Origin of the sequence: Paraburkholderia phenazinium, from assembly GCF_900142845.1 — a bacterium.
GTDB classification, from domain to species: domain Bacteria; phylum Pseudomonadota; class Gammaproteobacteria; order Burkholderiales; family Burkholderiaceae; genus Paraburkholderia; species Paraburkholderia phenazinium_A.
On record NZ_FSRU01000002.1, the window covers coordinates 654,720 to 678,550 of the forward strand.

Annotated in this window: 36 protein-coding genes and 1 tRNA gene; 21 read left to right on the forward strand and 16 right to left on the reverse strand. The window is 61.8% G+C overall.

The features are described from left to right. Positions 1 to 74: 74 nt before the first annotated feature. The 3 genes from BUS12_RS20020 to ompR form a co-directional block, all read right to left on the reverse strand. Positions 75 to 623 (reverse strand): peroxiredoxin, encoded by a 549-nt coding sequence (locus tag BUS12_RS20020; RefSeq protein ID WP_074298591.1) that lies wholly within the window; start codon positions 621 to 623, stop codon positions 75 to 77. A 285-nt stretch (positions 624 to 908) separates the two neighbouring features. Next, complete coding sequence (locus BUS12_RS20025; RefSeq protein ID WP_074298593.1) at positions 909 to 2,258, reverse strand: ATP-binding protein; 1,350 nt, start codon at positions 2,256 to 2,258, stop codon at positions 909 to 911. Positions 2,259 to 2,302: 44 nt separating this feature from the next. Continuing rightward, entirely contained in the window at positions 2,303 to 3,037 is a 735-nt protein-coding gene (gene ompR / locus BUS12_RS20030; RefSeq protein ID WP_006048917.1) for an osmolarity response regulator transcription factor OmpR, read from the reverse strand. Between the two features lie 229 nt (positions 3,038 to 3,266). On the opposite strand from ompR, the gene BUS12_RS20035 reads away from it, so the two are divergent. The 3 genes from BUS12_RS20035 to BUS12_RS20045 all read left to right on the forward strand — a co-directional run bounded on the left by BUS12_RS20035 (position 3,267) and on the right by BUS12_RS20045 (position 6,680). After that, positions 3,267 to 3,599 carry a hypothetical protein gene (locus BUS12_RS20035; RefSeq protein WP_074298595.1) on the forward strand — a complete coding sequence of 111 codons (333 nt, stop codon included), beginning with the start codon at positions 3,267 to 3,269 and terminating at the stop codon, positions 3,597 to 3,599. A gap of 271 nt (positions 3,600 to 3,870) precedes the next feature. Further along, positions 3,871 to 5,370 carry a DUF1800 domain-containing protein gene (locus BUS12_RS20040; protein ID WP_437123885.1) on the forward strand — a complete coding sequence of 500 codons (1,500 nt, stop codon included), beginning with the start codon at positions 3,871 to 3,873 and terminating at the stop codon, positions 5,368 to 5,370. Between the two features lie 77 nt (positions 5,371 to 5,447). Next, positions 5,448 to 6,680, forward strand: coding sequence for a DUF1501 domain-containing protein (locus BUS12_RS20045; RefSeq protein ID WP_074298598.1), 1,233 nt, complete (start codon positions 5,448 to 5,450; stop codon positions 6,678 to 6,680). Between the two features lie 61 nt (positions 6,681 to 6,741). On the opposite strand, the gene BUS12_RS20050 is transcribed toward BUS12_RS20045, so the two are convergent. Beyond that, entirely contained in the window at positions 6,742 to 7,578 is an 837-nt protein-coding gene (locus tag BUS12_RS20050) for a squalene/phytoene synthase family protein (protein ID WP_074298600.1), read from the reverse strand. A 233-nt stretch (positions 7,579 to 7,811) separates the two neighbouring features. On the opposite strand from BUS12_RS20050, the gene BUS12_RS20055 reads away from it, so the two are divergent. Further along, positions 7,812 to 7,898: transfer RNA gene (locus BUS12_RS20055), tRNA-Leu, on the forward strand. 288 nt (positions 7,899 to 8,186) lie between these two features. Here BUS12_RS20055 and BUS12_RS20060 read toward each other — a convergent pair. The 12 genes from BUS12_RS20060 to BUS12_RS20120 form a co-directional block, all read right to left on the reverse strand. Beyond that, positions 8,187 to 9,383, reverse strand: a complete 1,197-nt coding sequence (locus BUS12_RS20060; RefSeq protein ID WP_074298602.1) for a site-specific integrase — start codon at positions 9,381 to 9,383, stop codon at positions 8,187 to 8,189. Between the two features lie 168 nt (positions 9,384 to 9,551). After that, complete coding sequence (locus tag BUS12_RS20070; RefSeq protein ID WP_074298606.1) at positions 9,552 to 9,809, reverse strand: hypothetical protein; 258 nt, start codon at positions 9,807 to 9,809, stop codon at positions 9,552 to 9,554. Next, positions 9,806 to 10,042 (reverse strand): hypothetical protein, encoded by a 237-nt coding sequence (locus BUS12_RS20075; RefSeq protein WP_074298609.1) that lies wholly within the window; start codon positions 10,040 to 10,042, stop codon positions 9,806 to 9,808. The genes BUS12_RS20070 and BUS12_RS20075 overlap by 4 nt, the downstream gene beginning before the upstream one ends. Further along, positions 10,039 to 10,275, reverse strand: coding sequence for a hypothetical protein (locus tag BUS12_RS20080; RefSeq protein WP_074298611.1), 237 nt, complete (start codon positions 10,273 to 10,275; stop codon positions 10,039 to 10,041). Before BUS12_RS20080 ends, BUS12_RS20075 begins: the two co-directional genes overlap by 4 nt. After that, the gene (locus tag BUS12_RS39440) at positions 10,272 to 11,288 is read right to left on the reverse strand and encodes a hypothetical protein (RefSeq protein ID WP_074298613.1); all 1,017 of its coding nucleotides are present in this window, start codon (positions 11,286 to 11,288) and stop codon (positions 10,272 to 10,274) included. Before BUS12_RS39440 ends, BUS12_RS20080 begins: the two co-directional genes overlap by 4 nt. Positions 11,289 to 11,854: 566 nt before the next feature. Further along, positions 11,855 to 12,097, reverse strand: a complete 243-nt coding sequence (locus BUS12_RS20100) for a hypothetical protein (RefSeq protein ID WP_143788410.1) — start codon at positions 12,095 to 12,097, stop codon at positions 11,855 to 11,857. A 140-nt stretch (positions 12,098 to 12,237) separates the two neighbouring features. Further along, on the reverse strand, positions 12,238 to 12,405 hold the full coding sequence (locus tag BUS12_RS38835) for a hypothetical protein (RefSeq protein WP_171991687.1): 168 nt from the start codon (positions 12,403 to 12,405) through the stop codon (positions 12,238 to 12,240). Between the two features lie 143 nt (positions 12,406 to 12,548). Next, a complete protein-coding gene (locus tag BUS12_RS38840) occupies positions 12,549 to 12,698 on the reverse strand; it encodes a hypothetical protein (protein WP_171991688.1) in 150 nt (49 codons plus the stop codon). Position 12,699: 1 nt separating this feature from the next. Next, positions 12,700 to 13,422 carry a hypothetical protein gene (locus BUS12_RS38845; RefSeq protein WP_074298623.1) on the reverse strand — a complete coding sequence of 241 codons (723 nt, stop codon included), beginning with the start codon at positions 13,420 to 13,422 and terminating at the stop codon, positions 12,700 to 12,702. Position 13,423: 1 nt separating this feature from the next. Next, positions 13,424 to 14,188, reverse strand: coding sequence for a hypothetical protein (locus BUS12_RS38850; RefSeq protein ID WP_074298625.1), 765 nt, complete (start codon positions 14,186 to 14,188; stop codon positions 13,424 to 13,426). 27 nt (positions 14,189 to 14,215) lie between these two features. Next, the gene (locus tag BUS12_RS20115) at positions 14,216 to 14,674 is read right to left on the reverse strand and encodes a hypothetical protein (RefSeq protein ID WP_074298629.1); all 459 of its coding nucleotides are present in this window, start codon (positions 14,672 to 14,674) and stop codon (positions 14,216 to 14,218) included. A gap of 287 nt (positions 14,675 to 14,961) precedes the next feature. Continuing rightward, a complete protein-coding gene (locus BUS12_RS20120) occupies positions 14,962 to 15,435 on the reverse strand; it encodes a helix-turn-helix domain-containing protein (protein WP_074298632.1) in 474 nt (157 codons plus the stop codon). Positions 15,436 to 15,504: 69 nt separating this feature from the next. On the opposite strand from BUS12_RS20120, the gene BUS12_RS20125 reads away from it, so the two are divergent. The 17 genes from BUS12_RS20125 to BUS12_RS20205 all read left to right on the forward strand — a co-directional run bounded on the left by BUS12_RS20125 (position 15,505) and on the right by BUS12_RS20205 (position 23,829). After that, positions 15,505 to 15,780 (forward strand): helix-turn-helix domain-containing protein, encoded by a 276-nt coding sequence (locus BUS12_RS20125; RefSeq protein ID WP_074298635.1) that lies wholly within the window; start codon positions 15,505 to 15,507, stop codon positions 15,778 to 15,780. Positions 15,781 to 15,855: 75 nt separating this feature from the next. Next, positions 15,856 to 16,131 carry a DNA-binding protein gene (locus BUS12_RS20130; protein ID WP_074298637.1) on the forward strand — a complete coding sequence of 92 codons (276 nt, stop codon included), beginning with the start codon at positions 15,856 to 15,858 and terminating at the stop codon, positions 16,129 to 16,131. Continuing rightward, on the forward strand, positions 16,124 to 16,354 hold the full coding sequence (locus tag BUS12_RS20135) for a hypothetical protein (protein ID WP_253190169.1): 231 nt from the start codon (positions 16,124 to 16,126) through the stop codon (positions 16,352 to 16,354). Before BUS12_RS20130 ends, BUS12_RS20135 begins: the two co-directional genes overlap by 8 nt. Next, entirely contained in the window at positions 16,351 to 16,581 is a 231-nt protein-coding gene (locus BUS12_RS20140; RefSeq protein WP_074298642.1) for a DUF7303 family protein, read from the forward strand. The genes BUS12_RS20135 and BUS12_RS20140 overlap by 4 nt, the downstream gene beginning before the upstream one ends. Further along, positions 16,578 to 16,838 carry a helix-turn-helix domain-containing protein gene (locus BUS12_RS20145; RefSeq protein ID WP_074298644.1) on the forward strand — a complete coding sequence of 87 codons (261 nt, stop codon included), beginning with the start codon at positions 16,578 to 16,580 and terminating at the stop codon, positions 16,836 to 16,838. The genes BUS12_RS20140 and BUS12_RS20145 overlap by 4 nt, the downstream gene beginning before the upstream one ends. Continuing rightward, positions 16,835 to 17,014 (forward strand): hypothetical protein, encoded by a 180-nt coding sequence (locus BUS12_RS20150; protein WP_074298646.1) that lies wholly within the window; start codon positions 16,835 to 16,837, stop codon positions 17,012 to 17,014. The genes BUS12_RS20145 and BUS12_RS20150 overlap by 4 nt, the downstream gene beginning before the upstream one ends. Continuing rightward, positions 17,011 to 17,985, forward strand: a complete 975-nt coding sequence (locus tag BUS12_RS20155) for a helix-turn-helix domain-containing protein (protein ID WP_074298649.1) — start codon at positions 17,011 to 17,013, stop codon at positions 17,983 to 17,985. The genes BUS12_RS20150 and BUS12_RS20155 overlap by 4 nt, the downstream gene beginning before the upstream one ends. Further along, positions 17,982 to 18,419, forward strand: coding sequence for a DUF1064 domain-containing protein (locus BUS12_RS20160; protein WP_143788411.1), 438 nt, complete (start codon positions 17,982 to 17,984; stop codon positions 18,417 to 18,419). The genes BUS12_RS20155 and BUS12_RS20160 overlap by 4 nt, the downstream gene beginning before the upstream one ends. 1 nt (position 18,420) lies before the next feature. Then, positions 18,421 to 19,077: a hypothetical protein gene (locus BUS12_RS20165; protein WP_074298651.1), complete on the forward strand. Its 657-nt coding sequence runs from the start codon at positions 18,421 to 18,423 to the stop codon at positions 19,075 to 19,077. Then, the gene (locus tag BUS12_RS20170; protein ID WP_074298653.1) at positions 19,074 to 19,487 is read left to right on the forward strand and encodes a nuclease domain-containing protein; all 414 of its coding nucleotides are present in this window, start codon (positions 19,074 to 19,076) and stop codon (positions 19,485 to 19,487) included. Before BUS12_RS20165 ends, BUS12_RS20170 begins: the two co-directional genes overlap by 4 nt. Next, a complete protein-coding gene (locus tag BUS12_RS20175) occupies positions 19,478 to 19,789 on the forward strand; it encodes a hypothetical protein (protein WP_083640526.1) in 312 nt (103 codons plus the stop codon). The genes BUS12_RS20170 and BUS12_RS20175 overlap by 10 nt, the downstream gene beginning before the upstream one ends. Positions 19,790 to 19,791: 2 nt before the next feature. Then, on the forward strand, positions 19,792 to 20,166 hold the full coding sequence (locus tag BUS12_RS20180; protein ID WP_074298656.1) for a DUF2591 family protein: 375 nt from the start codon (positions 19,792 to 19,794) through the stop codon (positions 20,164 to 20,166). Between the two features lie 10 nt (positions 20,167 to 20,176). Continuing rightward, positions 20,177 to 20,380, forward strand: a complete 204-nt coding sequence (locus BUS12_RS20185; protein ID WP_074298658.1) for a hypothetical protein — start codon at positions 20,177 to 20,179, stop codon at positions 20,378 to 20,380. A 269-nt stretch (positions 20,381 to 20,649) separates the two neighbouring features. Further along, on the forward strand, positions 20,650 to 20,880 hold the full coding sequence (locus BUS12_RS20190; RefSeq protein ID WP_074298660.1) for a hypothetical protein: 231 nt from the start codon (positions 20,650 to 20,652) through the stop codon (positions 20,878 to 20,880). 183 nt (positions 20,881 to 21,063) lie between these two features. Beyond that, positions 21,064 to 21,708 carry a hypothetical protein gene (locus tag BUS12_RS20195; RefSeq protein WP_074298662.1) on the forward strand — a complete coding sequence of 215 codons (645 nt, stop codon included), beginning with the start codon at positions 21,064 to 21,066 and terminating at the stop codon, positions 21,706 to 21,708. After that, positions 21,708 to 23,228 carry a phage terminase large subunit family protein gene (locus tag BUS12_RS20200; protein ID WP_074298664.1) on the forward strand — a complete coding sequence of 507 codons (1,521 nt, stop codon included), beginning with the start codon at positions 21,708 to 21,710 and terminating at the stop codon, positions 23,226 to 23,228. The genes BUS12_RS20195 and BUS12_RS20200 overlap by 1 nt, the downstream gene beginning before the upstream one ends. A gap of 217 nt (positions 23,229 to 23,445) precedes the next feature. After that, positions 23,446 to 23,829 (forward strand): hypothetical protein, encoded by a 384-nt coding sequence (locus tag BUS12_RS20205; RefSeq protein ID WP_074298666.1) that lies wholly within the window; start codon positions 23,446 to 23,448, stop codon positions 23,827 to 23,829. Positions 23,830 to 23,831 lie beyond the last annotated feature (2 nt).

Here is a 23,831-nt window from a genome sequence, read left to right on the forward strand (position 1 = left end):
GATATCTCCTATCAGGTTGCCGATAAAAAAGCCCGCTGGCTCTTTCAAGCTTAGCGGGCTTCCGACTGCAATGCTTACAGCGTTGCGCCGCCAACTGCACGGTTGCACGGGCACAGTTCGTCCGTTTGCAGACCGTCCAGAATACGCAGCACTTCTTCCGGGTTACGGCCGACGTTCAGGTTGTTCACCGAAACGTGCTGGATCGTGTTGTCCGGGTCGACGACGAACGTTGCGCGCAGCGCCACGCCTGCTTCCTTGTCGCGCACGCCCAGCTGGTCGATCAGCTCGCCCTTGACGTCGCCGAACGCATAGTGGTTCAGCTTGCTCAGGTCCTTGTGCTCACGGCGCCATGCCAGTTTCACGAATTCGTTGTCCACGCTGCCGCCCAGCAGGACCGCGTCGCGCTCTGCGAAGTCGTTCGCCAGCTTGCCGAATTCGACGATTTCCGTCGGGCACACAAAGGTGAAGTCCTTCGGGTAGAAGTAAATGATCTTCCACTTGCCCGGGAACGACTGTTCGGTGATTTCTTCGAACGCCGACACGCCGTTTTCTTCGTGATTGTTGAAGCCCGGCTTGGCTGCGGTGACGGTGAAAGCTTCGAGTTTGTCGCCAACGGTTTTCATGCGGAATACTCCTGTGAAAGGTTGCCAATGAGTTGGAAATACAGCCTGTTCAAGCTACCTGCTCGCTGTAACGAATACGTTACACACACATAATTATAACTCTATTGATGCATCGCAGCAATAGCTTTTAACTAACAAGTCGGATAGTTTTTCTTCACTGCGCCGATAGCCGGTTCAAATGTCACCCTTTCCGAACCTTTCACGGCAAGACCGTTGCGCGGCGGGAAAATGCGATCATGCGCTGCAGCATGCGTCATTGGGGACGCGGAAGCCGCAGCCGGTGTTTCAGGCGCCTTTGGCGAGCGGAAACTCGATCGTGACTTCGAGTCCCGGGCCGGGGGTCCGGTTGCGCAGGCGCAGACCGCCCCGATAGCGGCCCACCAGGCGTTGCACGATCGCCATGCCGAGGCCCGTGCCATTGGCCTGGGTACGGGCCGAATCGACCCGGTAGAACGGCCGGGTCACGAGGGCCAACTGGTCTTCCGGAATTCCCGGTCCTTCGTCGACCACGGACAGTTCGACCCGCGAATGCGACACGCGCGTCTCGAGGATCACGTGCGGAATGCCATCGCCTTCGCTCAGCCCATACTTGCGCGCGTTCTCGAGCAGGTTGCCGATCACGCGCCGCATATCGGTTTCGTCGGCCTCGATGACCGCCGACGGCGCCAGACGCGTGATCAGGCGCATGCCGTCTTCGGACGACATGCGCGCCGCCAGTTCCTGGGCGATCACGGAGAGGTCGACCGGTTCCGGGACGCGTTGCACCGGGCGCGCGTAATCGAGGAAGCGGCCGATGATCATGTCCATCTGCTCGATGTCGTCGACCATCGCGTCCTTGGTGGTCTGATCCGACGGACTCATTTCGGTTTCGAGCCGCAGACGGGCAAGCGGGGTGCGCAGGTCGTGCGAGATGCCCGCCAGCATGAGCGCCCGGTCGGCCTCGAGCTGTTCGAGGTCCTGCACCATCTGGTTGAAGCTGCGGTTGGTTTCGGCGGCGACGCCCATGCCGCGCTCGGGCAGCGGCTCGGGCGATTGTCCCGAGCCCACCTTGCGGGCCGCCATGGCGAGCCGCGCAAACGGCCGGTTCACCAGACTCGTGATGAAGGCCGCGCCGAACAGCGACAGCGCCAGCGCGAACACCCCCCAGCCGGCCCATTGCAGGCCCGTGGCGTTGTCGAGCTGATCGCGGTCGAGCGCCACCCAATAGTCGTCATCGTCGATCTTGAAGCTGATCCACACGCCGGGGATGTCGTTGACCGATTGCGCAATCACCGTGTCGTCGCCGAGGCGCCCGCGGATGTCGTGTTCGATCAACCGGTTGAGCGACTCGTCCGGCTGCAGCTTGTACTTGTCGGTGGTTTCGCGCGGGTACACGCGCACCCCTTCATTGCTCTCCAGATCCTGCAGCAACGCGCGCCGCAGGTCGGGATCGGAATAGAGGAGTGCGGTTCGCGTGAGCTTGACGATGGCGACGAGCTGCAAGGCCACGCGCTGCGCGCGCGGCTCGCGTTCGATCACCCGGAAGCTTTGGAACCAGGCGGCGAGACTGACTGCGATCAACAGTGCGATCAACAGAAAGGTCCGCCAGAAAAGGCCGCCGAACGCGAGCGTCAGGAGGCGCCGGTCGATCCGCATGGGCCCTTCTTATCTGAAAACAGAAACGGAAAGCGCGAACAAGCTCAGGCTGCGCCGTCGGGAATGAACACGTAGCCAAGACCCCAGACGGTCTGGATGAAGCGCGGGCTGCCCGGATCGGGTTCGATCAGCTTGCGCAGACGCGAGATCTGCACGTCGAGGCTGCGGTCGAACACTTCGTATTCGCGGCCGCGCGCCAGTTCCATCAGCTTCTCGCGCGACAGCGGCTGACGCGGATGACGGGCAAACACCTTCAGCACGGAGAACTCGCCGGTGGTCAGCGGGATTTCCTGGCCGGCCTTGGTCAACGTGCGGGTAGCGAGGTTGAGCGCGAATTCGCCGAACTCGAAGACCTCGGTGGTCTCGGACGGCGCACCCGGCAACTCGGACGGCGACTGGCGGCGCAGCACCGCGTGAATCCGTGCCACCAGCTCGCGCGGGTTGAACGGCTTGGGCAGATAGTCGTCGGCGCCCATCTCGAGGCCGACGATACGGTCCACATCCTCACCCTTGGCCGTGAGCATGATGATCGGCGTGCGGTCGTTGCTGCCGCGCAGACGCCGGCAGATCGACAGCCCGTCTTCACCCGGCAGCATCAGGTCGAGCACCAGCAGGTCGAAACGTTCACGCACCCAGAGCTTGTTCATTGACGGCGCGTTTTCGGCGACGTAGACGTTGAAGCCCTGTTCGCCAAGATAGCGGCGTAGCAGATCGCGCAGACGCGGATCGTCATCGACGACGAGGATTTTCGAAGGGTTTTTGGTTTCCATGGTCGGCATCTTAGCGCGATTACAAAGTGGTGCGAGTTTGCATCAATTCGCGGGTTACAGTCAGTTACAAAATTTACCCGCACTGTGGCACGACGTAAAGCGGTGGCAGGTAGACTGCTTTACTGAATGCGGCTGTTCGGTGGATACTTCACTCGACTAAAATTCTCGCTCCCGGCTTCTTTCCGGGGTTTGTACACGCATTTAGGGTAGCCGGTTGCCGCACCACGAAGGGAACAAGATGAAGGGAGGGGTTTGGCCGAATCTGCGCCTAAGCGTGATTGCGCTGGCAGTGGCCGGCACCCTCGCGGGCACGTTAGGCCCTACGCTCGCCCATGCCCAGTCTTCCGACGAACGGGCATCGAGCGCACACGCGCCTCATTTCCGGGGCTCCAAACTCTCTCGCCAGTCGCGCACTCCCACCGTCGATCACCCTGCTTCAGACGCCATGATGCGTACTGCAGTTCCCCCCGATCTCGATCAACGTCGCCGCGACGGTCACATGACGCCGGAAGAACGGCGTCTGCTGCGCCAGCATATCGAAGACGCCGTGCGCGAGTTGTACAAGCGCTAGGTCGCCCATCCAACGCCTGGCGCCTGTCTGCAGGTGTCGCGATGGAGGTGAAAAATTTCGTTGCACTTCCCCCGTCAACTTTCCCACCTGATTTGCCGTTGAGTCGGCAGAGGGGACAAGCGTATGGACGGCTGATGCTTTCGCGCCGCCGCCATCGCCACCCGACCAGGGACGACAGACAATGAAAACGCTGTTCAGGTTGACGCGCGGCATGTCGGCGCCGTTGCTTGCTGTTGCGGCCGTTGCCACGCTTGTGGGCACGCCGCCGGCCGTGGCCCAGGACGGGACGCCCCATAGCCCGCACGCGAAACACCATGCACCCGTGGCAACCGCGGACGACTCGGCCGAGGCCTTGCTCGACGGCGACGACGCGCGCTTCTTCCTGACCCGGGTGGGCTTCGCGCCGGATAACGCCGAGGTCGCGCAATATGTCGGGCTCACGCGCGAGCAGGCGGTCGACCGGGTGCTGGACGCCGCGCACACTGAAGCCTCGACACCGATGCCCGCCTGGGTGCTGGAGCCGATCCCGACGCGCGACGAGCGCAAGGTCTGGACCCAGGACCAGCGCCAGGCCGAGCAGCGCGAGCGCGGCCAGCGTTACGAAGAGTTACGCGCATGGTGGGTACGCGAGATGTTGACCACGCCGTCGCCGCTCACCGAGCGCATGACGCTCTTCTGGAGCAACCACTTTACGTCCGGGCAGGACAAGGTCGGCTATCCGCAGTTGATGGCGCAACAGAACATGTTGTTCCGCCGCGATGCGCTGGGCAATTTCGGCGAACTGCTGCACGACGTCGCGAAAGACCCGGCCATGCTGCAGTATCTCGATGGCGCCGGCAGCCGCAAGGGCAAGCCTAACGAGAACTTCGCCCGCGAAGTGATGGAGCTGTTCACGCTAGGCGAAGGGCACTACTCGCAGCAGGACGTCTCGGAGGCCGCGCGGGCCTATACCGGATGGACCCTCGACCCGGATACCCAGGGCTACGTGTGGCGCGCCAACCTGCATGACGACGGCATCAAGACGGTGTTCGGGCAGAGCGGACCGTTCGACGGCGATCAGGTCCTCGACATGCTGTTGGCCCGTCCGGAGACGGCCACCTTCGTTACGACCAAGCTGTGGCGCGAGTTCGTTTCCGATACGCCGGACCCGGCGCAGATCGCGCCCATCGCAGCGCGTTTTCGCGCGAGTCGCTATGACGTCAAAGTCGCGTTGCGCGGACTGTTCCTGAGCGACGCGTTCTGGGACGAGCGCAACCGCGGCATGCTGGTGAAGTCGCCGGCCGAGTTCGTGGTGGGCGCGTTGCGCGAGTTCGATATCGGCTACGACAACACGGCGCCGTTCGCCGGCGAGATTCGCACCCTGGGCGAGAACCTGTTCTATCCGCCCAACGTCAAGGGTTGGCCAGGCGGCACGACGTGGATCAACAGCTCGACGCTGCTCGCGCGCAAGCAGTTCGTCGAGCAGCTGTTTCGCGCCACCGAGACCGCCGCTCCGCATCACGCGCAAACCGGCATGAGCCAGGATCCGAAGGGGGCGGCGATGGTGCAGCGTGCCATGGCGAAAGTGGGTCAGGGCGGAGTACGCTTCGATATCGACACATGGCTCGCCCAGTTCAACACCGCGCCGACCGCCAAAGCGGGGCTGTCGGCGGAACTGCAGTTGCAGCACGCGGTGCTGCCGCTTGCGCCGGTCGACGCGATCGAAACCGATTCGACCGCCAGCGCCTACCTGGAAGCGCTGCTGATGGACCCGGCTTACCAGCTCAAATAAGTTGCCATGCGTGGTGAACTGAATCGGCGCGAGCCGGGCGGCGTCCCTGGCGCCGCCATAACCGAACGAGGTGCAGCATGAAGCGGCGCGACTTTCTTTCGATGACCACCGCGGCAAGCGCCGCCCTCTGGCTGCCGCGGGCGTTCGGCGCGCAGGCACAGGTTCCGGGGCAGGCCGACGGCACGGCGCTCGCGCGAGGCGGCTATGGCAATCTGCTGATTCTCGTGGAGTTGAAGGGCGGCAACGACGGCCTCAATACGGTGATTCCGTACGCCGATCCTACTTACTATCAGTTGCGCAAGAATATCGGCATCAAGCGCGAACAGATGATCCAGCTCGACGAGCGCACCGCCTTGCATCCGGCGTTGCAGCCGTTGATGCCGCTGTGGCAAAGCCAGCAACTGGCGATCGTCCAGGGCGTCAGCTATGCGCAGCCGAACCTGTCGCACTTCCGTTCGATCGAGATTTGGGACACCGCCTCGCGCTCGGATCAATATCTGCGCGAAGGGTGGCTGACGCGCGCGTTCGCCCAGCACGCGGTGCCGCCGAGCTTTGTCGCGGATGGCGTGGTGATCGGCAGTGCGGAGATGGGGCCGCTTGCCAACGGCGCGCGGGCGATCGCGCTGGTGAATCCGGCGCAGTTCATCAAAGCCTCGCGGCTGGCGACGCCGGTGTCGTTGCACGAACGCAATCCCGAGCTGGCGCATATTCTCGACGTCGAGAACGACATCGTGAAGGCCGCCGACCGTCTGCGTCCGCGCGAAGGACAATTCCCGCTGAAGACCAACTTCCCGGCGGGCGCGTTCGGAACCTCGATCAAGACTGCGATGCAGGTGCTCGCCGCCGGCGACACGCTGCAAGGCCGGCCGCTGAACGGGCAGGGCGTGGCCGTGATCCGGCTGACGCTGAACGGCTTCGATACCCACCAGAATCAGCCCGGCCAGCAGGCCGCGCTGCTCAAGCAGCTTGCGGAGGGATTCGCGTCGATGAAGTCGGCGCTGGTCGAGCTGGGGCGCTGGGACAATACGCTGGTGATGACGTATGCGGAGTTCGGCCGCCGGCCGCGCGAGAACCAGAGCAACGGCACCGATCACGGTACCGTCGCGCCGCATTTCGTCATGGGTGGACGGGTGCGCGGCGGCCTGTACGGCGCGCCCCCGGTTTTGACGCAACTGGACGGAAGCGGCAACTTGCCGGTGGGTGTCGATTTCCGCCAGCTCTATGCGACCATCCTCGGACCGTGGTGGGGACTCGACGCTACGGCTGTCCTGCAACAGCGCTTCGAGCCGGTGCCGCTGTTGCGCGCGTGAGCGGTGCGTCGCGGGCTGGTTGGATGTTGCGCACGCAACCGGCCTGGTTAAGTGGAGCGGCCTAACGCTGACGCGCGGCGCGCCACGCGATCCATAGCTTGCGGATAGGCGTCAGCGCAATACGCTGATGCAGCACGTGATAGCCGTCTCGTTCAATCTCATCGAGCTGCGCCAGCGCAAGCGCGGCTTGCGCGCGCAAGGTGCGCTGCGTGCGCCGCTCGCCGGCCGGCAACGCGGCGAGCGCGGCTTGAATCGCAGCGCGTGCGCGGCCGGTCTGAAAGCGCATCAGTTCGGTGAAGGCTTCGCTGTATTTGCGGTTGATCAGGTCGGCCGCCGTGACGTTGAAGCGCTGCATCTCGTCGATCGGAATATAGATGCGCCCGTGGCGCGCGTCGTTGCCGAGTTCGGCGACGAGCTGGGCCAGCATCAACGCGTGGCCGAGCGGCGCGGCCCAGGCTTCGGCCTCGGCGGGATGCTGTGCGCTCGCGCGTGCGACCAGCGCGGCAAACGTGCCGCCGACGCTTTGCAGATAGCGGCGCAGGTTCGGGTAGTCGAGATAGCGGGCCTGGTCGAGGTCCATTTCGAAGCCCGCCAGCAGCGTTTGCAAGGCCGGATACGCCGCTTCCACGCCGCCGCCCAGATGCGCCGCGAGCGCCTTCGACACCGGATGCGAAGGGGTACCCGCGGCCAGCGCGGCGATTTCGTTCTGCCACCAGGCGAGCTTGGTGCGGCCAATGGCCGGATCGCTGGTTTCCTTCACCGTCTCCTCGAATTCGCGGCGCAGCGCGAACAGGGCGGTCAGGAGCGGCTGGCGTCCCGCGGGCGCCTGACGGAGCGCGTAGTAGCTGCTCGAACCGGGGGGCGCCGCCTTCTGCTGGCAATATTCGTCGAAATTCACTTGAATGGAGTGGTGGGGAGGCTGAAGCAGGGGCGGCACGGCGCGCGTGCCGTGCGTACGTTAGCCAAAAATTGTAGCATCGACCCACGTCCGGCAAATGCAGACAAGCGCAAATCTATCGGTTAGAATCTCGCGCTTACGCTTTCGGACACGTGCCGGACCGGCTTGACCGGCGGGGCGCAGACGGGGGCTAGCCAGACATCGGACGCGGCGTGCCAACGCTTCGACCGGCTGCGAGGATGGCGAAATTGGTAGACGCACCAGGTTTAGGTCCTGACGCCAGCAATGGTGTAGGGGTTCGAGTCCCCTTCCTCGCACCACAGAATAAGGCTTTGCGGGCCGTTGGCTGTCGAAAAATACTATGGAATACGACAGCTTTCAGTCCAGTTTGACAGGGAATTTGACAGCATTAGAACCATCTGACATTCCGGTTGGCATCCCAGTGCAGCCTAGCTTTCCGCACCGGCGATCGAAGCGGCTCACCGAAGATCACAGACGGATAGCTGCCGGGAGGCGGTGCTTCGCGAAAATTTATCGTGTTTCCGGTCACGGTGAAATCTTGCCCGGAAAACAGAAGATGGCCTGAGACTATTGCGTAGGCCGTCGTGCTACTTTCCATTTCCCACTCCCATATTAGGGTTGGATCTCGCGAACATCTCGACGGCCTTGCTACCCGCCGAGGTATCGGCCGATGGCATCCAGCGGCCATAGACGCGCGCGATCATTGTCCAGTCTGCATGACCCATCTGCTTGGCTACCCACATAGGATGCTCGCCGGCGGAGAGCATCATGGACGCGTAGGTGTGGCGGGTCTGGTAGGGGCGCCGGTATCGCACGCCGGCATGCTTCAGCGCTGTCTGCCAGACCTTCCAGATCTGCGGCGATCCGGTGTATCGCTGGCGCGTCGTCGGATTGGCGAATACTGGCCCGTCGAGTTCGGCCATGAACGTGAAGGCCTTCTGCTCGAGCAGCGCCGCTCGGGCGGGCGCGAGCATTTTGACGTCCCGGCGGCCCGCGCTCGTCTTGGGCATCTCGGCAATACCTCTCGCCTCGCGCGTCATGGCACGCCGCACGCGGATGAACCCGCCGATAAAGTCGATGTCGGACCAGTTGAGCGCCGTTGCTTCCGATGTGCGCAGTCCGGTCCACAGGAAGAACTGGATTAGTGTGCGCTCGCCCGGGCGCATCTTGGTCAGGATCGCCGCCTGCTCGTCTGGCGTGAACGGGTCGACCTCGTCATCGGGCTCACCCTCGACGGGCCGCTCAGCGCGCGAATACGTGTAGCCGGCGAGGGGGTTGGCGTCAATGATCTCATCGCCCAGCGCATCCGAGAGCGCGGATCGCATGCAGCTCTGGATATTGGACAGGCGCTTGTTCGTGACGTCGGGAACCGCGGCAAGCCAGTCGCGGATCGCGGCGCGCTTAAGCTCCGACAGCGGCAACTTGCCGAACTTGGGCGTCACAAAATTGATGGCGATCAGCCGATACCCCTGATAGGTCGAAGCCTTCACCTCAGTTTTCTTGCGCGTCAGCCAGGTATCGAAATACTTTTCGACTGTGAGAACATCGCCCAGCATCTCGGCAAAGCGCGCGACCCGGGCCGAATCAGGGAACGTCTTGGCATAATCGAACTCGCCTTTCTCGATCGCATGCATGATCGCTGCGCGGAACTGGATCAGCTTTCGAGTATTGGCAGGACAGGGCTTCGCTTTGACGCGCTCCCTGCAGCGTTCGCCCTTATAGGCGAAGGAGATTTCATAGCTGGAGTCCGAGATTTCCCGGACTCCCGTCCCGATACGGCCCATTTCTGGAACTCCTCCATGTCGATCAGAATGTGGCCGTCCGGAGCCTTTACGATCACGCCGCCCTCGGTCCATGCGCCGGTCTGGCGCTTCCCCTCGACGGCACGGCGAGTGTAGCCCGTCAGCTCACAGAATTTGTTGATGGTCACGAAGCCTATCATGATCGTCCTTTCAAACCTTACGCATGGCTATCTGCTCGAGGGCTGCATCGATTGCAATTTGTCGGTCGATTCCCGCCTCTGACCAGCCGCTTGTTTTATTCCAATCTCGCAACCAGCGATACCGTTCCGCATCTACCCGTAACCGCTGGTTTTCTAGCGTGAGGGTTTCGAGGGCGTCAGCCGCTTCGGTCAGGACGTGACCATTGGCGGCAAGCGGCGCTGCGGCATGAAGCCTCTCCACCAGAGCCTTGATGTCATCTGCTGTCATTGTTTTGCTCCTGGTGCGCCGTGCATGCGGCCCTCTTCACGAGCGATAAACTCCCGCATCGCGGAAACCATGTCTTCGCGATTTGAGTTGCTGATGTAATTGACGCGGCCACCATCAACCTTACCGTGCTCGTACATCAGGAGCGCGAAGCCAAGTCCGCCAAGAACTTCTTCAATGCCAGCGGCAAGAGCGTTCATCATGTCGCGATACCGCGCTTCGATTCGTTCGCTCATAGCTTGTCTCCGCTTGCGGTGCGGGCGGCTTCGAATGCTTCACGCTTGACGCTGACAATGAAAACCACGTTTTCCCATTCGCCGATCGCGATATCGCGCAACGACACACAGTCGGTTCCGAAAGAGACCTCGACGAAACCGCGACGTTGCTTGGCGCCAATGATCGAATCGGACAGGACTTGCACTCCGACGTTATCTACGCCGACTCGCTGAATGAGTTCGTCGAGCTTCATGGATTGACCTCGGGCGCAGGAGGCAGTGGCATCCAGTGCGTCGGCGTAATGGGCCAGCAGTTGGGAACGTCGTCGGCTTCAGCAGACGTTTCGTACCATCCGGCCTCGGCGTCGTCCGGTTCTTCCCAGTTTTCCGCGATGTGCGCCTCGGATATCCACTGGCCGCGCACAGTCCGCCATTTTCCGAGAACATTGGGGTAGCCCAGCAACAGCGTGCGCCCAGTCTTGGGTGCCGTCTCTATCGGTTGCCATGTCTCCAGCACTTCCGCCCTTGATGGTTGCGCTGCTGCGGGATGGGTGTCGAACAGTTTGCGGAGCGCCCATTCGGCTTTGGCTGGCGCGTCCATGGTGTAACCCGGTTGGTCGTCGGGCAACGCCTCCAGCTTGTCCATCGCTTCGCACATTGGATCGAACCAGGGTGCATCAATTACATGCGCGCGCCAGTCGTCGCCCTCGCGCTCTTCGCTGTTGTCCAGCGCCTGAAATACAGCACTCGTCAACGCCAATAGGTCTTCGATAACTCCGCGTTCGACAGGCGTCACCGCCTCCTCGGCTGACGCTACTGGAGCGGGAGGGAAAATGCTGTGCGCCGATTTGTACATCGCAGCGTAGCGCTCTCGCATTTCGTCGTGCGAGATAACCTTGCTGTCTTCGCGACCGTCAGAATTGATGAAATCAAACCGAATCGTCTGCACCGGCTCTCCTACCGCTATCGCTGCGGCCTTGTTGGATGCGAGAGCGGCTTGCACCCATTCCATGTAAGCGCGTCCGGTTATGTGGCAATTACCGTCGTTCAATTGTTCTGCGCTGTAGCCCGTGATCTTCTCGTGGCTATACCATGCATTTCCAAACTGGATGCCTTGCGCGGAGACTTTGACGCCCCCATAACCAGAATGGTCAGGTTGGGCGGTTGCGTGTCTCACGATCTCAACAACCATTTCCACGCAGTCGACCGGAAGACCGATGCCATGCGCGTCGCAAATAGAAACGACGCCGTCGTAGTCAATGCTCACATTAATCTCCAGAATGATGCAGGGCTATGTGGCCGGCCAGCCAATCGCGAACAGCAGAGCAATAGCAGCAAGAACGTAGTTGCTGGCGCGGATCACAGATACTCTTCTTCGTCCGGGAGCGGCCCGCTAAACCGGATGTCGATCGCGGCCACACGCTCCCGCTCGTCCGGCTCAACGTCGTCGACCGTGACAAGGCCGGTATGGGTTCGCACTGCGATCTCGTCGTCCGGACCGAACCGCCGGAGGGCATGTATAAGTTCGCCGACTGTCATGGCCGGGTCACTCCACTTGGCATTTGAGGGCATCGGCCACTTCGCTTAGCCGCTCGACGGAGACGCGCGAGAGATCCGCGGCCGAGGTAGCCGAGTCGAGTGCATCCTTCCACGCCCGAACCGTCTGTACCCCCCCCCGTGACGACATGGGCCGGTATCTTTCGGGCGAGTACGTCGATCTGCTTGCGCACCCCGGCCTTCTTCGCTTCGCGCTGCTGGCGCTTCGCTTCCGTGCGCGCCTGCTGCTTGGCGGCGCGCTCTTCGTCGGACATCTTGGTGCGTGGCATAGGAACCTCAATCGTTGTCGTTTGCGGCCCGTCGCTTTCCGTCACGGTGCTGGCGCCGCTCGGCCGGTTGCCCCGCCTCGCGTTCCGCTCGTGCCCGCGCACCCATCTCCAGACAGCGGCGGATCAACGGGTTCGTGATCGCATCGACTGCGGAGCCGCTGACGCGTTGCTCGCGAAACTCGCGGGCGATCATCTCGGCAGTGACGGGTATCGGCTGGCGCATGGTTAGCTGGCGGGCAAACTCACTCAAAAAGGCCGCTCCTACTCCTAGAACCGCTGCCGCCGGCAGGGCCAGCGCAAAGAGATAAAGGGCGTCCACATCGAATCCAAAAAAATGCCGCTCGTACTGGCCGGCACGAAACGCTCCGAGGGCGAAGCGCGGGGGAGAGACTAGTCCTGGCGGCGCGGGTAAGGCGCCTCGAATTCATGTTCGCCGGAGAACTGCTGATCATCCTGCTTCGCCGCGACGCACAACCCAGCGATGATCACTCCAGCCGAAACCCCGGCCAGAAAGGCACAGAAGACTACTAACGTCGAGTAAAGAAAAAGGAGTTCCATGGGTGAGCCTCTACGGGATCAGGTGCAATGAACGGTGCTGCACTGCAGGTTGCGGGAATCGATCTGGTTGAGCGCTCCAACGACCAGGCAATATGCGCTTAGAACCAGAAGTGCCTTTGCCCAGAGCTTGATGAGTTCGCGCATCAGGCACACCCCACGCCGATAGCCAAGGCAACGTACAGCGCCGCCCCGATCGTCGCGGCGGCCCCTGCGCATGCGCAGATCTTCGCGAGCGTGCCCAAACCTTCGTGCACGGCCTCGAGCAGATCATTGTCGGCATGTGAGCGTCGCATTTCACTTGTCTCCGGCGTGCACGGTGACCGGCGCAGCACGAAGGAGGGCGAGCAGCTTATCCTTCTGAGCATCCCACGCAGCAGCCCGCGCAGCATCCCCCGCAGCATCCCACGCAGCATCCCACGCAGCAGCCCACGCAGCAGCCCGCGCAGCATCCCACGCAGCAGCCCACGCAGCAGCCCACGCAGCAGCCCCCGCAGCAGCCCGCGCAGCAGCCCGCGCAGCAGCCCACGCAGCAGCCCGCGCAGCAGCCCCCGCAGCAGCCCCCGCAGCAGCCCATTCGGACTTTTCCGGCGGATCGCCGGAGATCACTCGCAAATGCAGCTTCGCGACAGCGTCGATCGCCTCGCGCTCAGAGTCCTTGCCGGCGAACTGGATAACACCATGCAAAGGATCGACGAGTAGCCATACCAGAAACTGGTTGACGACCAGAGACAGGTCGGCGCCGACAGGAATAGCGTCGAGGAATTCGCGCGGGAACAGCTTCGCCTTGGCGTTCGGCAGTCCCTCAAAGATGCCATCCTGCAGATAGGCGAGATCCTCCGGGATGCCCAGCTCGGTCTCATAGAGAGCGTGCTGAGATCCATGGATCGTGCATCCTACGGCGCAGCCCTTGCCGTTTTCCCAGTAGTAGCCCTGCGCGATCTCGTCGGCGGCCTCGTGCGCCGCGACGCGCGAGAGATACATCTGCTTGATTTCCTGATTGCCATGGAACGCGATCATGTCAGGCCTCCGTCGCATCGATCATGCGGCTGAACAGATCGTGCGCGGATGCCTGCAGCTCCTTGACGGTCGGCTCGAGAGCAGCCCGCGCAGCAGCCCCCGCAGCAGCCCCCGCAGCAGCCCCCGCAGCATCCCACGCAGCATCCCACGCAGCATCCCACGCAGCATCCCACGCAGCATCCCACGCAGCATCCCACGCAGCAGCCCGCGCAGCAGCCCGCGCAGCAGCCCGCGCAGCAGCCCCCGCAGCAGCCCACGCAGCAGCCCACGCAGCAGCCCCCGCAGCAGCCCCCGCAGCAGCCCCCGCAGCAGCCCGCGCAGCAGCGGCGTCCTTTCGTGCTGCTGCCAGGTGCGGCTGCGCCGCGATCAGATCGACTGTGCACGCGACCGGTGGCAGAGACTTGAGCGTCTCAGCGTGATGCGCAAGCCCAGGGCTAAGCGCGAGCCACGCCGCGGCGTGCACGCGGACCAGCCAGTCCATCGCCATCCAGCCGCGCTTCTGCGAAAGCTCCGGGCCCTTCGCAGTCCCGACCAGGCGCGCGACGTATTGCTTGAGCTGCGCCCGCTCATCGTCCGAGCGCATGCCGTCATTCCACGACACGCCAAACGCGCGCAGCGCAGGGTCGACGCAGGCGGGCCGGTCGCCGAAGGCTTCACCGGCAAACATCGCCACCACCTCGAGCAGACAGTGGCCTTCTTCAGGAGAGTTGTGGCCGCCACGGTTGAGATTGATGGCGTCCAACTCTTCGATCGTGATTCGTTTCATGTTTGGCATCCAATGGGGTTGATCTGACTATCGGCCGTCATACGGCACGAACTTCGGTTTCGCGAACTGCTGCATCTCGGCTTGCGGCCACGGTTGGTAGCCCTCGACCAGAGAGACGCGCCCCGGCGCTGCAGCGGCGCCCGAGGTTGCGGCGGCCGCATGGGCCGTCGACCCCAGCGACGCGCCGTGGCGACCAGCCTGACCCCGCGCAACTGATGCGTGCGTCGTGACAGATGCCGCGAAAAGCATTGCGACAACGGCGCACTTCCCGGCGCGGGTGAAGTATTCGATCTCATCGCGATTTCGTGTCGCGGCCGTATGTTTGATTTGCATGTCGCTCCCCTGTTGAGTAGCCGCGAGTTCATCATCAACGCCTTCGCTGATGATGTCTGCAGCAACTTCCTTGAGGAGATGCTCGGTGAGTGCGCCTGCGCCGCCGCTTGCCAACCGCTGCAGCTCGAACAGGTCTTTCGCCAAAACGCTCATCTCGCTCTCCTCAGTAGCCCGTCGTATCGGCTGGTGAGTTAAGGTTAGGCGCACCTAACAACAATGTCAAGAGAAAGATAGTCATACCTAATTTCGCATGCGAAAAAAATCCCGCTCTCTCAGGCGGGATGTCGCTCTAGTGGCGTGGGCGTTTTATAGCCTGGACGATCAGGAGCACGTACTTCGCGATCTCGGTGATTGTCTCTTCAGCGTCCGGCTGGGGCAGCGCCGGATCAGCCTGCGGCTGGACTTTCGAGTTTCGATAGGTGGCCAGATCGACCACTGCGTTATGGCTTGTGCTTCCTGTTTGCACGCTCTTTCCCCTCGGTGGATTCGATGTGGGACGTCAGATCCGCCTCAGCGCTGGCCATTTCCGCATCCCTGATGGAATTCTGCGCCTGCGTAAGTGAGCCTGCAACCTGCAACGCGGCGCCGATGTGGCCGAATAGCTTGCGAGCTTGGCCGCCAAGCCCGTCCACGCGTTCGACCCACGAAATGAGCCGGACCGCTTCGTCGCTTAGAGGGGACTTCTCCTCGATGATCGGAGCTTTGCCGTTAGGCGGACCCAATACGAGCCAGAACGGATCGACCTTCAAAACCGTGCAGATTTTGAGCATGTTTTCGGCTTCGAGCGTCTTTATGCGTCCTGATTCCCAGTCGGAAACGGTGGGCGCGGACACGCCGCAGAGCCGTGCGAGCTCGCGCTGGTTGATTCTCCTCGCCGTGCGAGCCTCTGTAATCCGGGAGTTCCAAGTGTTCATTAGGTAAGGCTAACAAAAAAAGTGTTGTGTATGCCTTGCAATTGCTGTTAGGCATAGCTAAGATTAGGCATGGACAAGAAACGCAACCCCTTCGCAATCGCCGTGATCACCCGGCTTGGTGGTCCCACGAAGACTGCGGCGTACTTCGGCATCAGGTTGCCGTCCGTGTCGGCGTGGGCACACAAGGGCATCCCCAAGGCGCGGCTTCGGCATCTCGAAGAGACGCATCCGCAACTGCTTGCGGATGCCCGGGCGCAGTTGAAGAAACAGGCGCCCGTCTCCCTGATCGCCGCGAGCGACGATGTCCAGCCGCCAGTGGGATCGCTGGATGACCCGGAGGGTTGATTCGTTTCCGTGTCGATACTTTATTTGTGCCCCGCAGCAAAGGCACTCAATTCGCATTGCTAAGGGTTGACCCTCATGACCAGACCAAATATCGAACAGGCGCTACGCGACGTCCTGACGGGCTCGACGCGCAAGGATGCCGCGGATCGCATTGGATGGGACCCGTCGGAGGTGAGTCGCTTTCTGAGCGGTCAGCGCGGCGTGCTGATCACTGAGATCGACAAGGCGATCGACGTGGCGGGTTACGCGCTCGTCAGCCGGCCGTACCTCGATGCGATTGCAACTCTCTGTAAGGTCGGCGCTGCGTGCGAATGTGCACGGCAGGGCGCCGGTGAGTGCGGTCTTGGCTGAACAGATGGCGATCGGGCTGTTCGGTGTGGCCGCGATCTGGCTATCCCAGGATCCGCGAAGCAGTCGACGTCGCTGGTCGCCCGTACTGGGGCTGGCAGCTCAACCGTTCTGGTTTTACACCACGTGGCGCGCCCATCAGTACGGGATCTTCGCGCTGTCGTTCTTCTACACCTTCTCCTGGGCGCGCGGCTTCGTGGCGCACTGGGTACGGCGACCTGTATGAGCGAATTCGCGATCGAGAAAGGGATCCCTGTTCCGCCGAGGGCGTCCGGGGTCACCTGGCATCCTTTCGGGCAGATGGAGGTTGGCGACAGCGTTTTTATTCCCGTCAAGCCTGGTCGAGACGTGCCGCGCATTCGCCACGCAGCGGCGAGCTACGGCCGCGACCACGGCCGTAAATTTACGACTCGCGAACAATCGGGTGGCGTTCGCGTCTGGAGAGTCGCATGAGTCTCCTCCACGAGTGCCTTATCTGGCCCATCGAAATGCCTGGTCTGAAGAAGATCGTAATGCTGTCGATCGCACGCAACGCAAAGTTATCCACAGGAGAGGGAAGCATCTCGATCCAGAGGCTTTGCGTTGAATGCGGGATTAGCGACACGGCTATCCGTAAGTTCGTGCACGACCTGGAGGTCGAAGGATTTTTCGTGCGCTACCCGGGAAAACGCGGTGTGTCGTATCGGCTAACGCTGGCGGGGCGGCCGTGAATATCCGCATCTCCCGATACTTTTATGCGCGCACCTGGCGTTGGGGCTTCTGGTTTCGTCTCAGCGGACGCGGCCTGTCGCTTGAGGTGGACCGCCCGATGTTGTTCTCGGAGCGTCACGGTCATCGGAAAGTGCGCCGCATCGGGCGCTTCTCTGTCGAGGTGCTGAGCAAGTGAGCATCCATCTCATGAATCAAGCGTGGCGCACATCACTCGCGACCGGACCCAAGTTCGTACTCGTCGCGATATGCGATACCGCAAACGACGAGGGCGTGTGCTGGCCTTCTGTGGCTACGATATCAGCGCGCACGTCGATGGGCGAGCGGACGGTCCAGCGGCATCTGGAAGACCTGGAGAAGGCTGGCCTTGTCACGCGGACGTTCCGGCGTGGCCGCAGCACGAACTACCTCGTCCACGAGGGAAAGTTTCCGTACAAGACCCCCGCCAAATTGGCACCCCCGCAAGATATTCACCCCCGCCAAATTGGCACCCCCGCCAAATTGGCAACCACCCCCGTCAACGACGACGTCGCACCCCCGCCAAATTCGACAGAAACCCCCGCCAAATTGGCACCCAGAACCACCAGTAACCTTAAAAAGAACCATCAGGGAACCGGTGCGCCTCCGAAAGATGTGCCTGCGGTCATGGTCGAGCCGAAAGCATCCGCGCGGGGCGCGCGTCTGCCGAAGGACTGGATTCTTTCGAGATCCCTCGGTCTTTGGGCCGCCACCGAGCAGCCAACGTGGACGCCCGAGCATATCCGGAAGGTCGCCGCGGCGTTCAAGGATCACTGGATTGCCCAGCCCGGCGTGAAAGGGCGCAAGACGGATTGGGATGCCACCTGGCGCAACTGGGTGAGGAAGGAAGGGCCGATGGCCGGTGCCTCGAGCAGATATGTGGAATCGCCAGTTGGGGATTGGTGGGTGAGCGATGCCGGGATCACGGCGAAGGGCGAAGAGCTTCAGGTGCCGCGGCAGAAGGATGAGGCGACTCCGTATTACCTCGTCCGCGTGGCCAAGGCGGCCGGCAGGGGCCCTTGGATTGATCACGTTCTCAAGGCCGCACAGCGCGTCAGCGCAGAGTGGCAGCAGAAGGTCGTCGCCCATCTCGGCGAAGCGCTTATGCCCACGGACTGGTACGCATCATGAAAAACCTTCGACTCACGGAAGAGGAGCTGACACGCATGCGCGAGCGGAACCTCTTGCTCGCGCGGCCGGGCGATGTGCCGCGCTGTGATCCGGCAACGCCGCTGCAGCGCATGCAGGCGCTCGGACGACTGCCGAAAGGCATCATGAACAAAACAGAAGAGGCCTACGCCGCGCATCTTGACGCGCAGCGCGGCCTCGGTCTGGTGCTCTGGTTCCGCTTCGAAGGCCTGAAGCTCAGGCTGGCGGATAGCACGTTCTACGACACCGACTTCGTGGTGCTGGCGGCCAACGGCCAACTAGAGATTCACGAGGTCAAGGGTTTCATGACGGACGACGCAAACGTGAAGCTGAAGGTCGCGGCTTCGCAATACCCGTTCGTGTTTCGGCTCGTTCGCAAGGCGAAGGGTGGCGGCTGGGATATCAGGGAGGTATGACATGGGTGCGAAATGGACGCGAGAGGACAGGCAGGCTCTCAGGGACATCGCGCGTGATGGCCTCGTGCTGGCTCAGGAGGTACATAGGTTCCCTGGCCGCACTTACGTCGCGCTGAAGACGCAGGCGAGCAAGATGGGGATCGTTATTTCTGAGCGCCGCGGGTGGAGCGGCGAAGAGCGCGCGGTGTTGAAAGAGATATGGGAGAGCCCGGTCGCGATCAAGATCGGCCTGAAGCGTTTGCCGGGACGTACCTATGCTGCGGTTCGGGCGGAAGCCGTAAGGATGGGAATTGCGGGTCTACGTGGCCGAACGGGTCGGAGCGGCTATGGGTGGGTGGCGCCTGCGATCGACAGGGCACTGAAGGCAGATTCTCCCCTGACGGTTGCGAGGCTTGTGCAGTTGATTGGCGCATCAGACCGGCAGATAGCAAAAGTGCTTTCGGACCGAAGGGGCGTTGACTATCACGTTGGCGATTGGGAGAGGATGGGTGGCGCTGGCGGTTACGCGCCTATGTGGGCATCCGGGGCGGGAGAGGACGCGCTGAAGCCACGTGCCAAGCCGGCCGCCAAATCAAATCGCGAGCAGCGGCATCGTCGGTTGCTTTTGACGGGTCGGCATGATCCTTTTGCGGGTCTCATCCGGCAGGTGACGGCATGAAGAGGACAGGTTTTGTCCGAAGACCGGGCAAGGAATATGCGGCGCTGTCGCGCACGTCGACGCTCAAGCGTTCGGGTCCGATGAAGACTCGCCGCAAGCGGCCGACGGCTGCCGAAGGATCGAATCTTATTGATGCATGCCGTGGCGAGCAGTGTTATTTGCGCGTTGCCGGCGTCTGCTGCGGCGACGCGGCCACTGTTGTGCCGTGCCACTCAAACCAGGCGAAGCATGGCAAGGGGATGGGTCTGAAGGCCGCGCACGAGTTCACGGTACCGGGGTGCTGGCGCTGTCATTCGTGGCTCGATCAAGGGCCGGCTTCACGTGAAACAAAGGCCGCGGTGTTCGATGCGGCGCTGGCGGCGTGGCAGCCGGCCCGGGCCGAGAAGATGGGAGTTCCGGCATGCAACTGACGGTCCAGATTCCCGTTCTGGTGGCTGAGATCTACGGCAAGTACAAAAACCGGATCACCTACACAACCAGACTGCAGCCGATCCTGACATCTGTGAGCGCGATCCGCCGCGTCGAGGGTGACGACGTTGCGATTGAGGTAGATGCGTTTATCCCGGAGCAGTACCGCAACCAGATCGACGGATCGCACACGAAGTGGATCTCGCCGGAGATGCGTCGCTGTGTCTGCTACATCGACGACAACCGCAAGACGCTCCGGGACTTCATCGAGAGCGGCGAGCAGGAACGGCAGATCAGGGACTGATCATGGAAATCGACAAGCTGGTGGGCGCCGAACTGGACTTCTGGACTGCGAAGGCCGAGGGGCTCGATGCTGAACTGAAGTCGCTCTATGGCCAGAGCTACTGCAAGATCGCGGTCCACGATAGCCACGGCTATGTGGTCTACGAGCCCACCCAGAATTCGAAGCTGGCTGCGGAGATTGCCTTCCGGCAGTGCTACACGCTGTATCCGCATCCGTCGCTGGACGACAGGGGCGCAACGCGCAAGCTGTGGCTCGCCGAGGCTCAGTGGAACAAGACCTTTCACGGCACGTACGTCGACGAATCACCGCTGGTCGCGATATGCCGGCTGCGCGTCGCCGAAGCAATCGCCGGGAAGCAGTTGGTAAAGAATTTTTGAGGAGTACTTAATGAGCAAGAACGAATGGACGCCATGCACGAATCCGCCGCCGCGCGCGTGCGCCGTGAGGATTCGCCGGATGAACTCGGACGGCACCGTCAGGGATGAGAAGCAGGGCATCTGGCGGCCCATGAAGGGGCGCTACGAGCACAAGAAGGGCTGGCAGATCGCCGTGATCGACACCCAGGATCTATGGGCGCCCGTCAAGGGATGAGCGTCGTGCGCTGGCTTAAACGCTTGCGCAAGGCAAAGGACTACCCCGAGCGAGCCCGTATTCACGACAGGTTCGCCCGGTGGTGCGCGAAGCATGGAAAGAAACTGACGAGGCCACCGAAATGAGTACTGAATCCCCGAAGACAGAGCAAAAGAAAAGCGGCGGTGCTCGGCGCCTGACGACGCTTGAGGTAGACGCTGTCTGGGATGAAATTCAGGCGCTGCGTGCGAATGGGTTAGGATGGAATCCTCCGAAAAGCGGGATTAACAATGAAAGCTTTCATTCTCCTGTCGTTCCTTATGTCGTCGACCGCGTTCGCGGGTGAGTTCGACTACAACCAGCAGCAGCAAGCCAGTTGGCAGCAGCCTCAACAAAGCCAGCAGTACGACTCGCCGAACCAGCGCATGGAGCAGCAGGCGCAACAGCAACAGAACTACGCGCCTGCGCCGATGTACAACCAGAATCAAGAATATCAGCCGCAGTCGCAATGGGGCCAGTAAAGCGCCGGGTTCCGGACTGGCTTTACTTTCCCGTTGTCCTGCTCCTGATTCCGGTACTGGTCCTCAAAAGCCTCCTCGCGGGCATCGGTATCATTCGTCGCAAGAAATAAGGCATAGCTAATGCGTTGAATTGCTCATGCCTTAGTGCTATGGTCTGCGCATCCCTTTCTGTGATGCGTTCCCGTGTCAAAATCCCCCGAAAAGAAGCCCGACGTTGACTGGGAGCGAGTCGAATCTGACTATCGCGCCGGGATACTCTCGTTACGCGAAATCGCGGCTGCGAATCCGGGCGTCAATCACATGGCAATCGCCCGCCGTGCAAAGCGCGAGGGGTGGACGCAAGACCTCTCCGCGAAGATCCACGCAAAGGCTGACGAGCTTGTTACAAGGCAGGCTGTTACAGAAAGCGTTACAGCGGAGCGTGCTGTAACAGATCGCGTGATCGTCGAGGAAAATGCACAGGCAATTGCCAATGTGCGCCTCACCCATCGCAAAGACATTTCGAAGTTCCGTGCCATCGCGCTGAAGCTCCTCGAGGAGCTGGAAGCGCAAACAATCGATAAGGGTCTGTTCGAGGATCTCGGTTTCCTGCTCCGTCAGGAGGACGATAAGGGCCGCGACAGGCGCAACGACATTTACAACGCCGTGATTTCGAGCGCTGGCCGTATCGACGGCGTGAAGAAGCTTGCTGAAGTTCTGAAAATCCTTATCGGGCTCGAACGCGAGGCTTACGGCATTGCCGAGCACACGGGCAAAGAGGATGCAGTCGACAACCTGGCTTTGGCACTTGAGGCTGCGCGCAAGCGGCGCGCGGCGGTGGAGGTCTGATGGGTGCGGCTGCCAACGTTCAGGTCGAGCTGGTTGAAGAAGCCGCGCGCTATTGCAGCGACCCTTTGGGTTTCGTCATATTTGCGTTCCCCTGGGGCTCAGGCGAACTTCAAGCCCATCTGGGCCCTGACGACTGGCAGCGCGACATCCTGACCGAGATCGGCGCGAAGCTGCGCGCCGGCGACATCAACGTCACTCAGGCGATCCAGATTGCAGTCGCGAGTGGCCACGGCATCGGCAAGTCTGCTCTTGTGTCGTGGGTGATCCTGTGGGCGATGTGCACGTTTGAGGACACGCGCGGCGTCGTAACAGCCAACACGGACGCGCAGCTTCGAACAAAGACATGGGCAGAGCTGGCCAAGTGGTATCGGCGCTGCATTTTCGCTTCATGGTTTGAATTCACGGCGACTGCTCTCTATGCCCGCGACGAAGCTCACTCAAAGACATGGCGAATCGACATGGTTCCGTGGAGCGAACGAAACACTGAGGCGTTCGCGGGTCTCCACAACCAGGGCAAACGGGTCGTCCTCATATTCGACGAAGCTTCCGCCATCCCTAAGATCATCTGGGAAACAGCGGAAGGTGCGCTGACCGACAAGGACACGCAGATCATCTGGGCTGTGTTCGGCAACCCAACGCGGAACACGGGCCGTTTCCGCGAATGCTTCGGCAGCTTGAAGCATCGCTGGATCACGAGGCAGATCGACAGCCGCACGGCGCGGATGACGAACAAGGAACAGCTAGCCCAGTGGGTGGTCGACTATGGAGAAGATTCTGACTTCGTTCGTGTTCGTGTACGGGGCGTGTTCCCTCGTGCGGGATCTACTCAGTTTATCGGCTCAGATATCGTTGAGGCGGCCGCATCACGCGAGGCTCATGCTGGCGTCTATGATGCCCTTGTGCTGGGCGTCGATCCTGCTCGCTTTGGTGACGATGAGTCCGTGATCTATATCAGGAAGGGCCGCGATGGATCAACCCACAAGCCAATCAAGTTCCGCGGACTCGACAACATGCAGCTCGCGGCCCGGGTCGCGGAGCAGTACGAGTTTTACCGGGCCGATGCGATATTTGTCGACGGAGGCGGAACTGGCTCAGGAGTTGTTGACCGTCTACGCCAGTTGCGGATCCCGGTTATCGAAGTTCAATTCGGAGCGTCGCCCGATCGCTCGCAGCCTGGGCAAGAAGCCGTAGCGTACGCAAACAAGGCCGCCGAGATGTGGGGCGTGATGAAAGAATGGCTTAAAACTGGTGGGTCGATTCCGCACGACGACACGGATCTCCATTCTCAACTGACAGATCGCGAGTACGGCTTCGTCCTGCGTGACGGGCGAGACGCAATCCAGCTCGAGTCGAAAAAGGATATGAAGAAGCGCGGCCTTTCGTCCCCAGACATCGCCGACGCGCTTGCATTGACGTTTGCCTATCCTGTGCAGCCCAATGCGAACGCTGGTCGTGCGGCGGCTTTCAACAAGCCGATGGTGCAGCACGATTACGATCCTTTTCACGTCGATCAGACTTAGGAGTCCGAAATGGGCCTTGGTGGGTCACCTTCTGTTCCGGCGGTAACTGTTCCGCCTCCGATTCCGGCGGTTCAGTCGCCGCAGGGCGCGCAGGCCGCAACGACTGCGGCGACGCGCGCAACGAATGCGATCGGGCCGCAAGCCATGATCGACACCGGCCCTAACGGGCTCACTTCGCCGGCGAGTACCGGCACAAAAACCCTGTTGGGGAGTTGACATGACCGCACTCACGAATGCGCTTCAGGCGGTACTCGATGCGCAGCACAACACGCTGGCTTTGGCAGATCCGTCGGCTGCCCAGGCTTTGGCCATGACCGCTTGGATGCAGGAAGTCACGTCGCAGATCGACATGCTCCAGGCCGGCCAGGCGGCTTCCGGTTCCGGCGCCGCGGTGGCGCAGGGCGCAATCCCCGATGTTTCGCTGCTGGTTGAGGCTGCCGTTCAGGCGCAACTGCCGGTTATCGAACAACAGATCGCGTCTGCGTTCGGCAAGATCCTGACCGCCCAGGCGCCCGCCCCGGCTCCCGCTCCGATCGTTTCGACCCAGGAAGCGCCGCCATCGACCGAGCCGCCGACGATCACTCCCTCGAATCCGGCCTAAGC

Coding starts and splice junctions, on each gene's coding strand:
- BUS12_RS20020 (WP_074298591.1), bottom strand. CDS start 623: ATGAAAACCGTTGGCGACAAACTCGAAGCTTTCACCGTCACCGCAGCC.
- BUS12_RS20025 (WP_074298593.1), bottom strand. CDS start 2,258: ATGCGGATCGACCGGCGCCTCCTGACGCTCGCGTTCGGCGGCCTTTTC.
- ompR (WP_006048917.1), bottom strand. CDS start 3,037: ATGCCGACCATGGAAACCAAAAACCCTTCGAAAATCCTCGTCGTCGAT.
- BUS12_RS20035 (WP_074298595.1), top strand. CDS start 3,267: ATGAAGGGAGGGGTTTGGCCGAATCTGCGCCTAAGCGTGATTGCGCTG.
- BUS12_RS20045 (WP_074298598.1), top strand. CDS start 5,448: ATGAAGCGGCGCGACTTTCTTTCGATGACCACCGCGGCAAGCGCCGCC.
- BUS12_RS20060 (WP_074298602.1), bottom strand. CDS start 9,383: ATGGGCCGTATCGGGACGGGAGTCCGGGAAATCTCGGACTCCAGCTAT.
- BUS12_RS20070 (WP_074298606.1), bottom strand. CDS start 9,809: ATGACAGCAGATGACATCAAGGCTCTGGTGGAGAGGCTTCATGCCGCA.
- BUS12_RS20075 (WP_074298609.1), bottom strand. CDS start 10,042: ATGAGCGAACGAATCGAAGCGCGGTATCGCGACATGATGAACGCTCTT.
- BUS12_RS20080 (WP_074298611.1), bottom strand. CDS start 10,275: ATGAAGCTCGACGAACTCATTCAGCGAGTCGGCGTAGATAACGTCGGA.
- BUS12_RS38835 (WP_171991687.1), bottom strand. CDS start 12,405: ATGGAACTCCTTTTTCTTTACTCGACGTTAGTAGTCTTCTGTGCCTTT.
- BUS12_RS38840 (WP_171991688.1), bottom strand. CDS start 12,698: ATGCGACGCTCACATGCCGACAATGATCTGCTCGAGGCCGTGCACGAA.
- BUS12_RS38845 (WP_074298623.1), bottom strand. CDS start 13,422: ATGATCGCGTTCCATGGCAATCAGGAAATCAAGCAGATGTATCTCTCG.
- BUS12_RS38850 (WP_074298625.1), bottom strand. CDS start 14,188: ATGAAACGAATCACGATCGAAGAGTTGGACGCCATCAATCTCAACCGT.
- BUS12_RS20115 (WP_074298629.1), bottom strand. CDS start 14,674: ATGAGCGTTTTGGCGAAAGACCTGTTCGAGCTGCAGCGGTTGGCAAGC.
- BUS12_RS20120 (WP_074298632.1), bottom strand. CDS start 15,435: ATGAACACTTGGAACTCCCGGATTACAGAGGCTCGCACGGCGAGGAGA.
- BUS12_RS20125 (WP_074298635.1), top strand. CDS start 15,505: ATGGACAAGAAACGCAACCCCTTCGCAATCGCCGTGATCACCCGGCTT.
- BUS12_RS20130 (WP_074298637.1), top strand. CDS start 15,856: ATGACCAGACCAAATATCGAACAGGCGCTACGCGACGTCCTGACGGGC.
- BUS12_RS20140 (WP_074298642.1), top strand. CDS start 16,351: ATGAGCGAATTCGCGATCGAGAAAGGGATCCCTGTTCCGCCGAGGGCG.
- BUS12_RS20145 (WP_074298644.1), top strand. CDS start 16,578: ATGAGTCTCCTCCACGAGTGCCTTATCTGGCCCATCGAAATGCCTGGT.
- BUS12_RS20160 (WP_143788411.1), top strand. CDS start 17,982: ATGAAAAACCTTCGACTCACGGAAGAGGAGCTGACACGCATGCGCGAG.
- BUS12_RS20165 (WP_074298651.1), top strand. CDS start 18,421: ATGGGTGCGAAATGGACGCGAGAGGACAGGCAGGCTCTCAGGGACATC.
- BUS12_RS20170 (WP_074298653.1), top strand. CDS start 19,074: ATGAAGAGGACAGGTTTTGTCCGAAGACCGGGCAAGGAATATGCGGCG.
- BUS12_RS20175 (WP_083640526.1), top strand. CDS start 19,478: ATGCAACTGACGGTCCAGATTCCCGTTCTGGTGGCTGAGATCTACGGC.
- BUS12_RS20180 (WP_074298656.1), top strand. CDS start 19,792: ATGGAAATCGACAAGCTGGTGGGCGCCGAACTGGACTTCTGGACTGCG.
- BUS12_RS20185 (WP_074298658.1), top strand. CDS start 20,177: ATGAGCAAGAACGAATGGACGCCATGCACGAATCCGCCGCCGCGCGCG.
- BUS12_RS20190 (WP_074298660.1), top strand. CDS start 20,650: ATGAAAGCTTTCATTCTCCTGTCGTTCCTTATGTCGTCGACCGCGTTC.
- BUS12_RS20200 (WP_074298664.1), top strand. CDS start 21,708: ATGGGTGCGGCTGCCAACGTTCAGGTCGAGCTGGTTGAAGAAGCCGCG.
- BUS12_RS20205 (WP_074298666.1), top strand. CDS start 23,446: ATGACCGCACTCACGAATGCGCTTCAGGCGGTACTCGATGCGCAGCAC.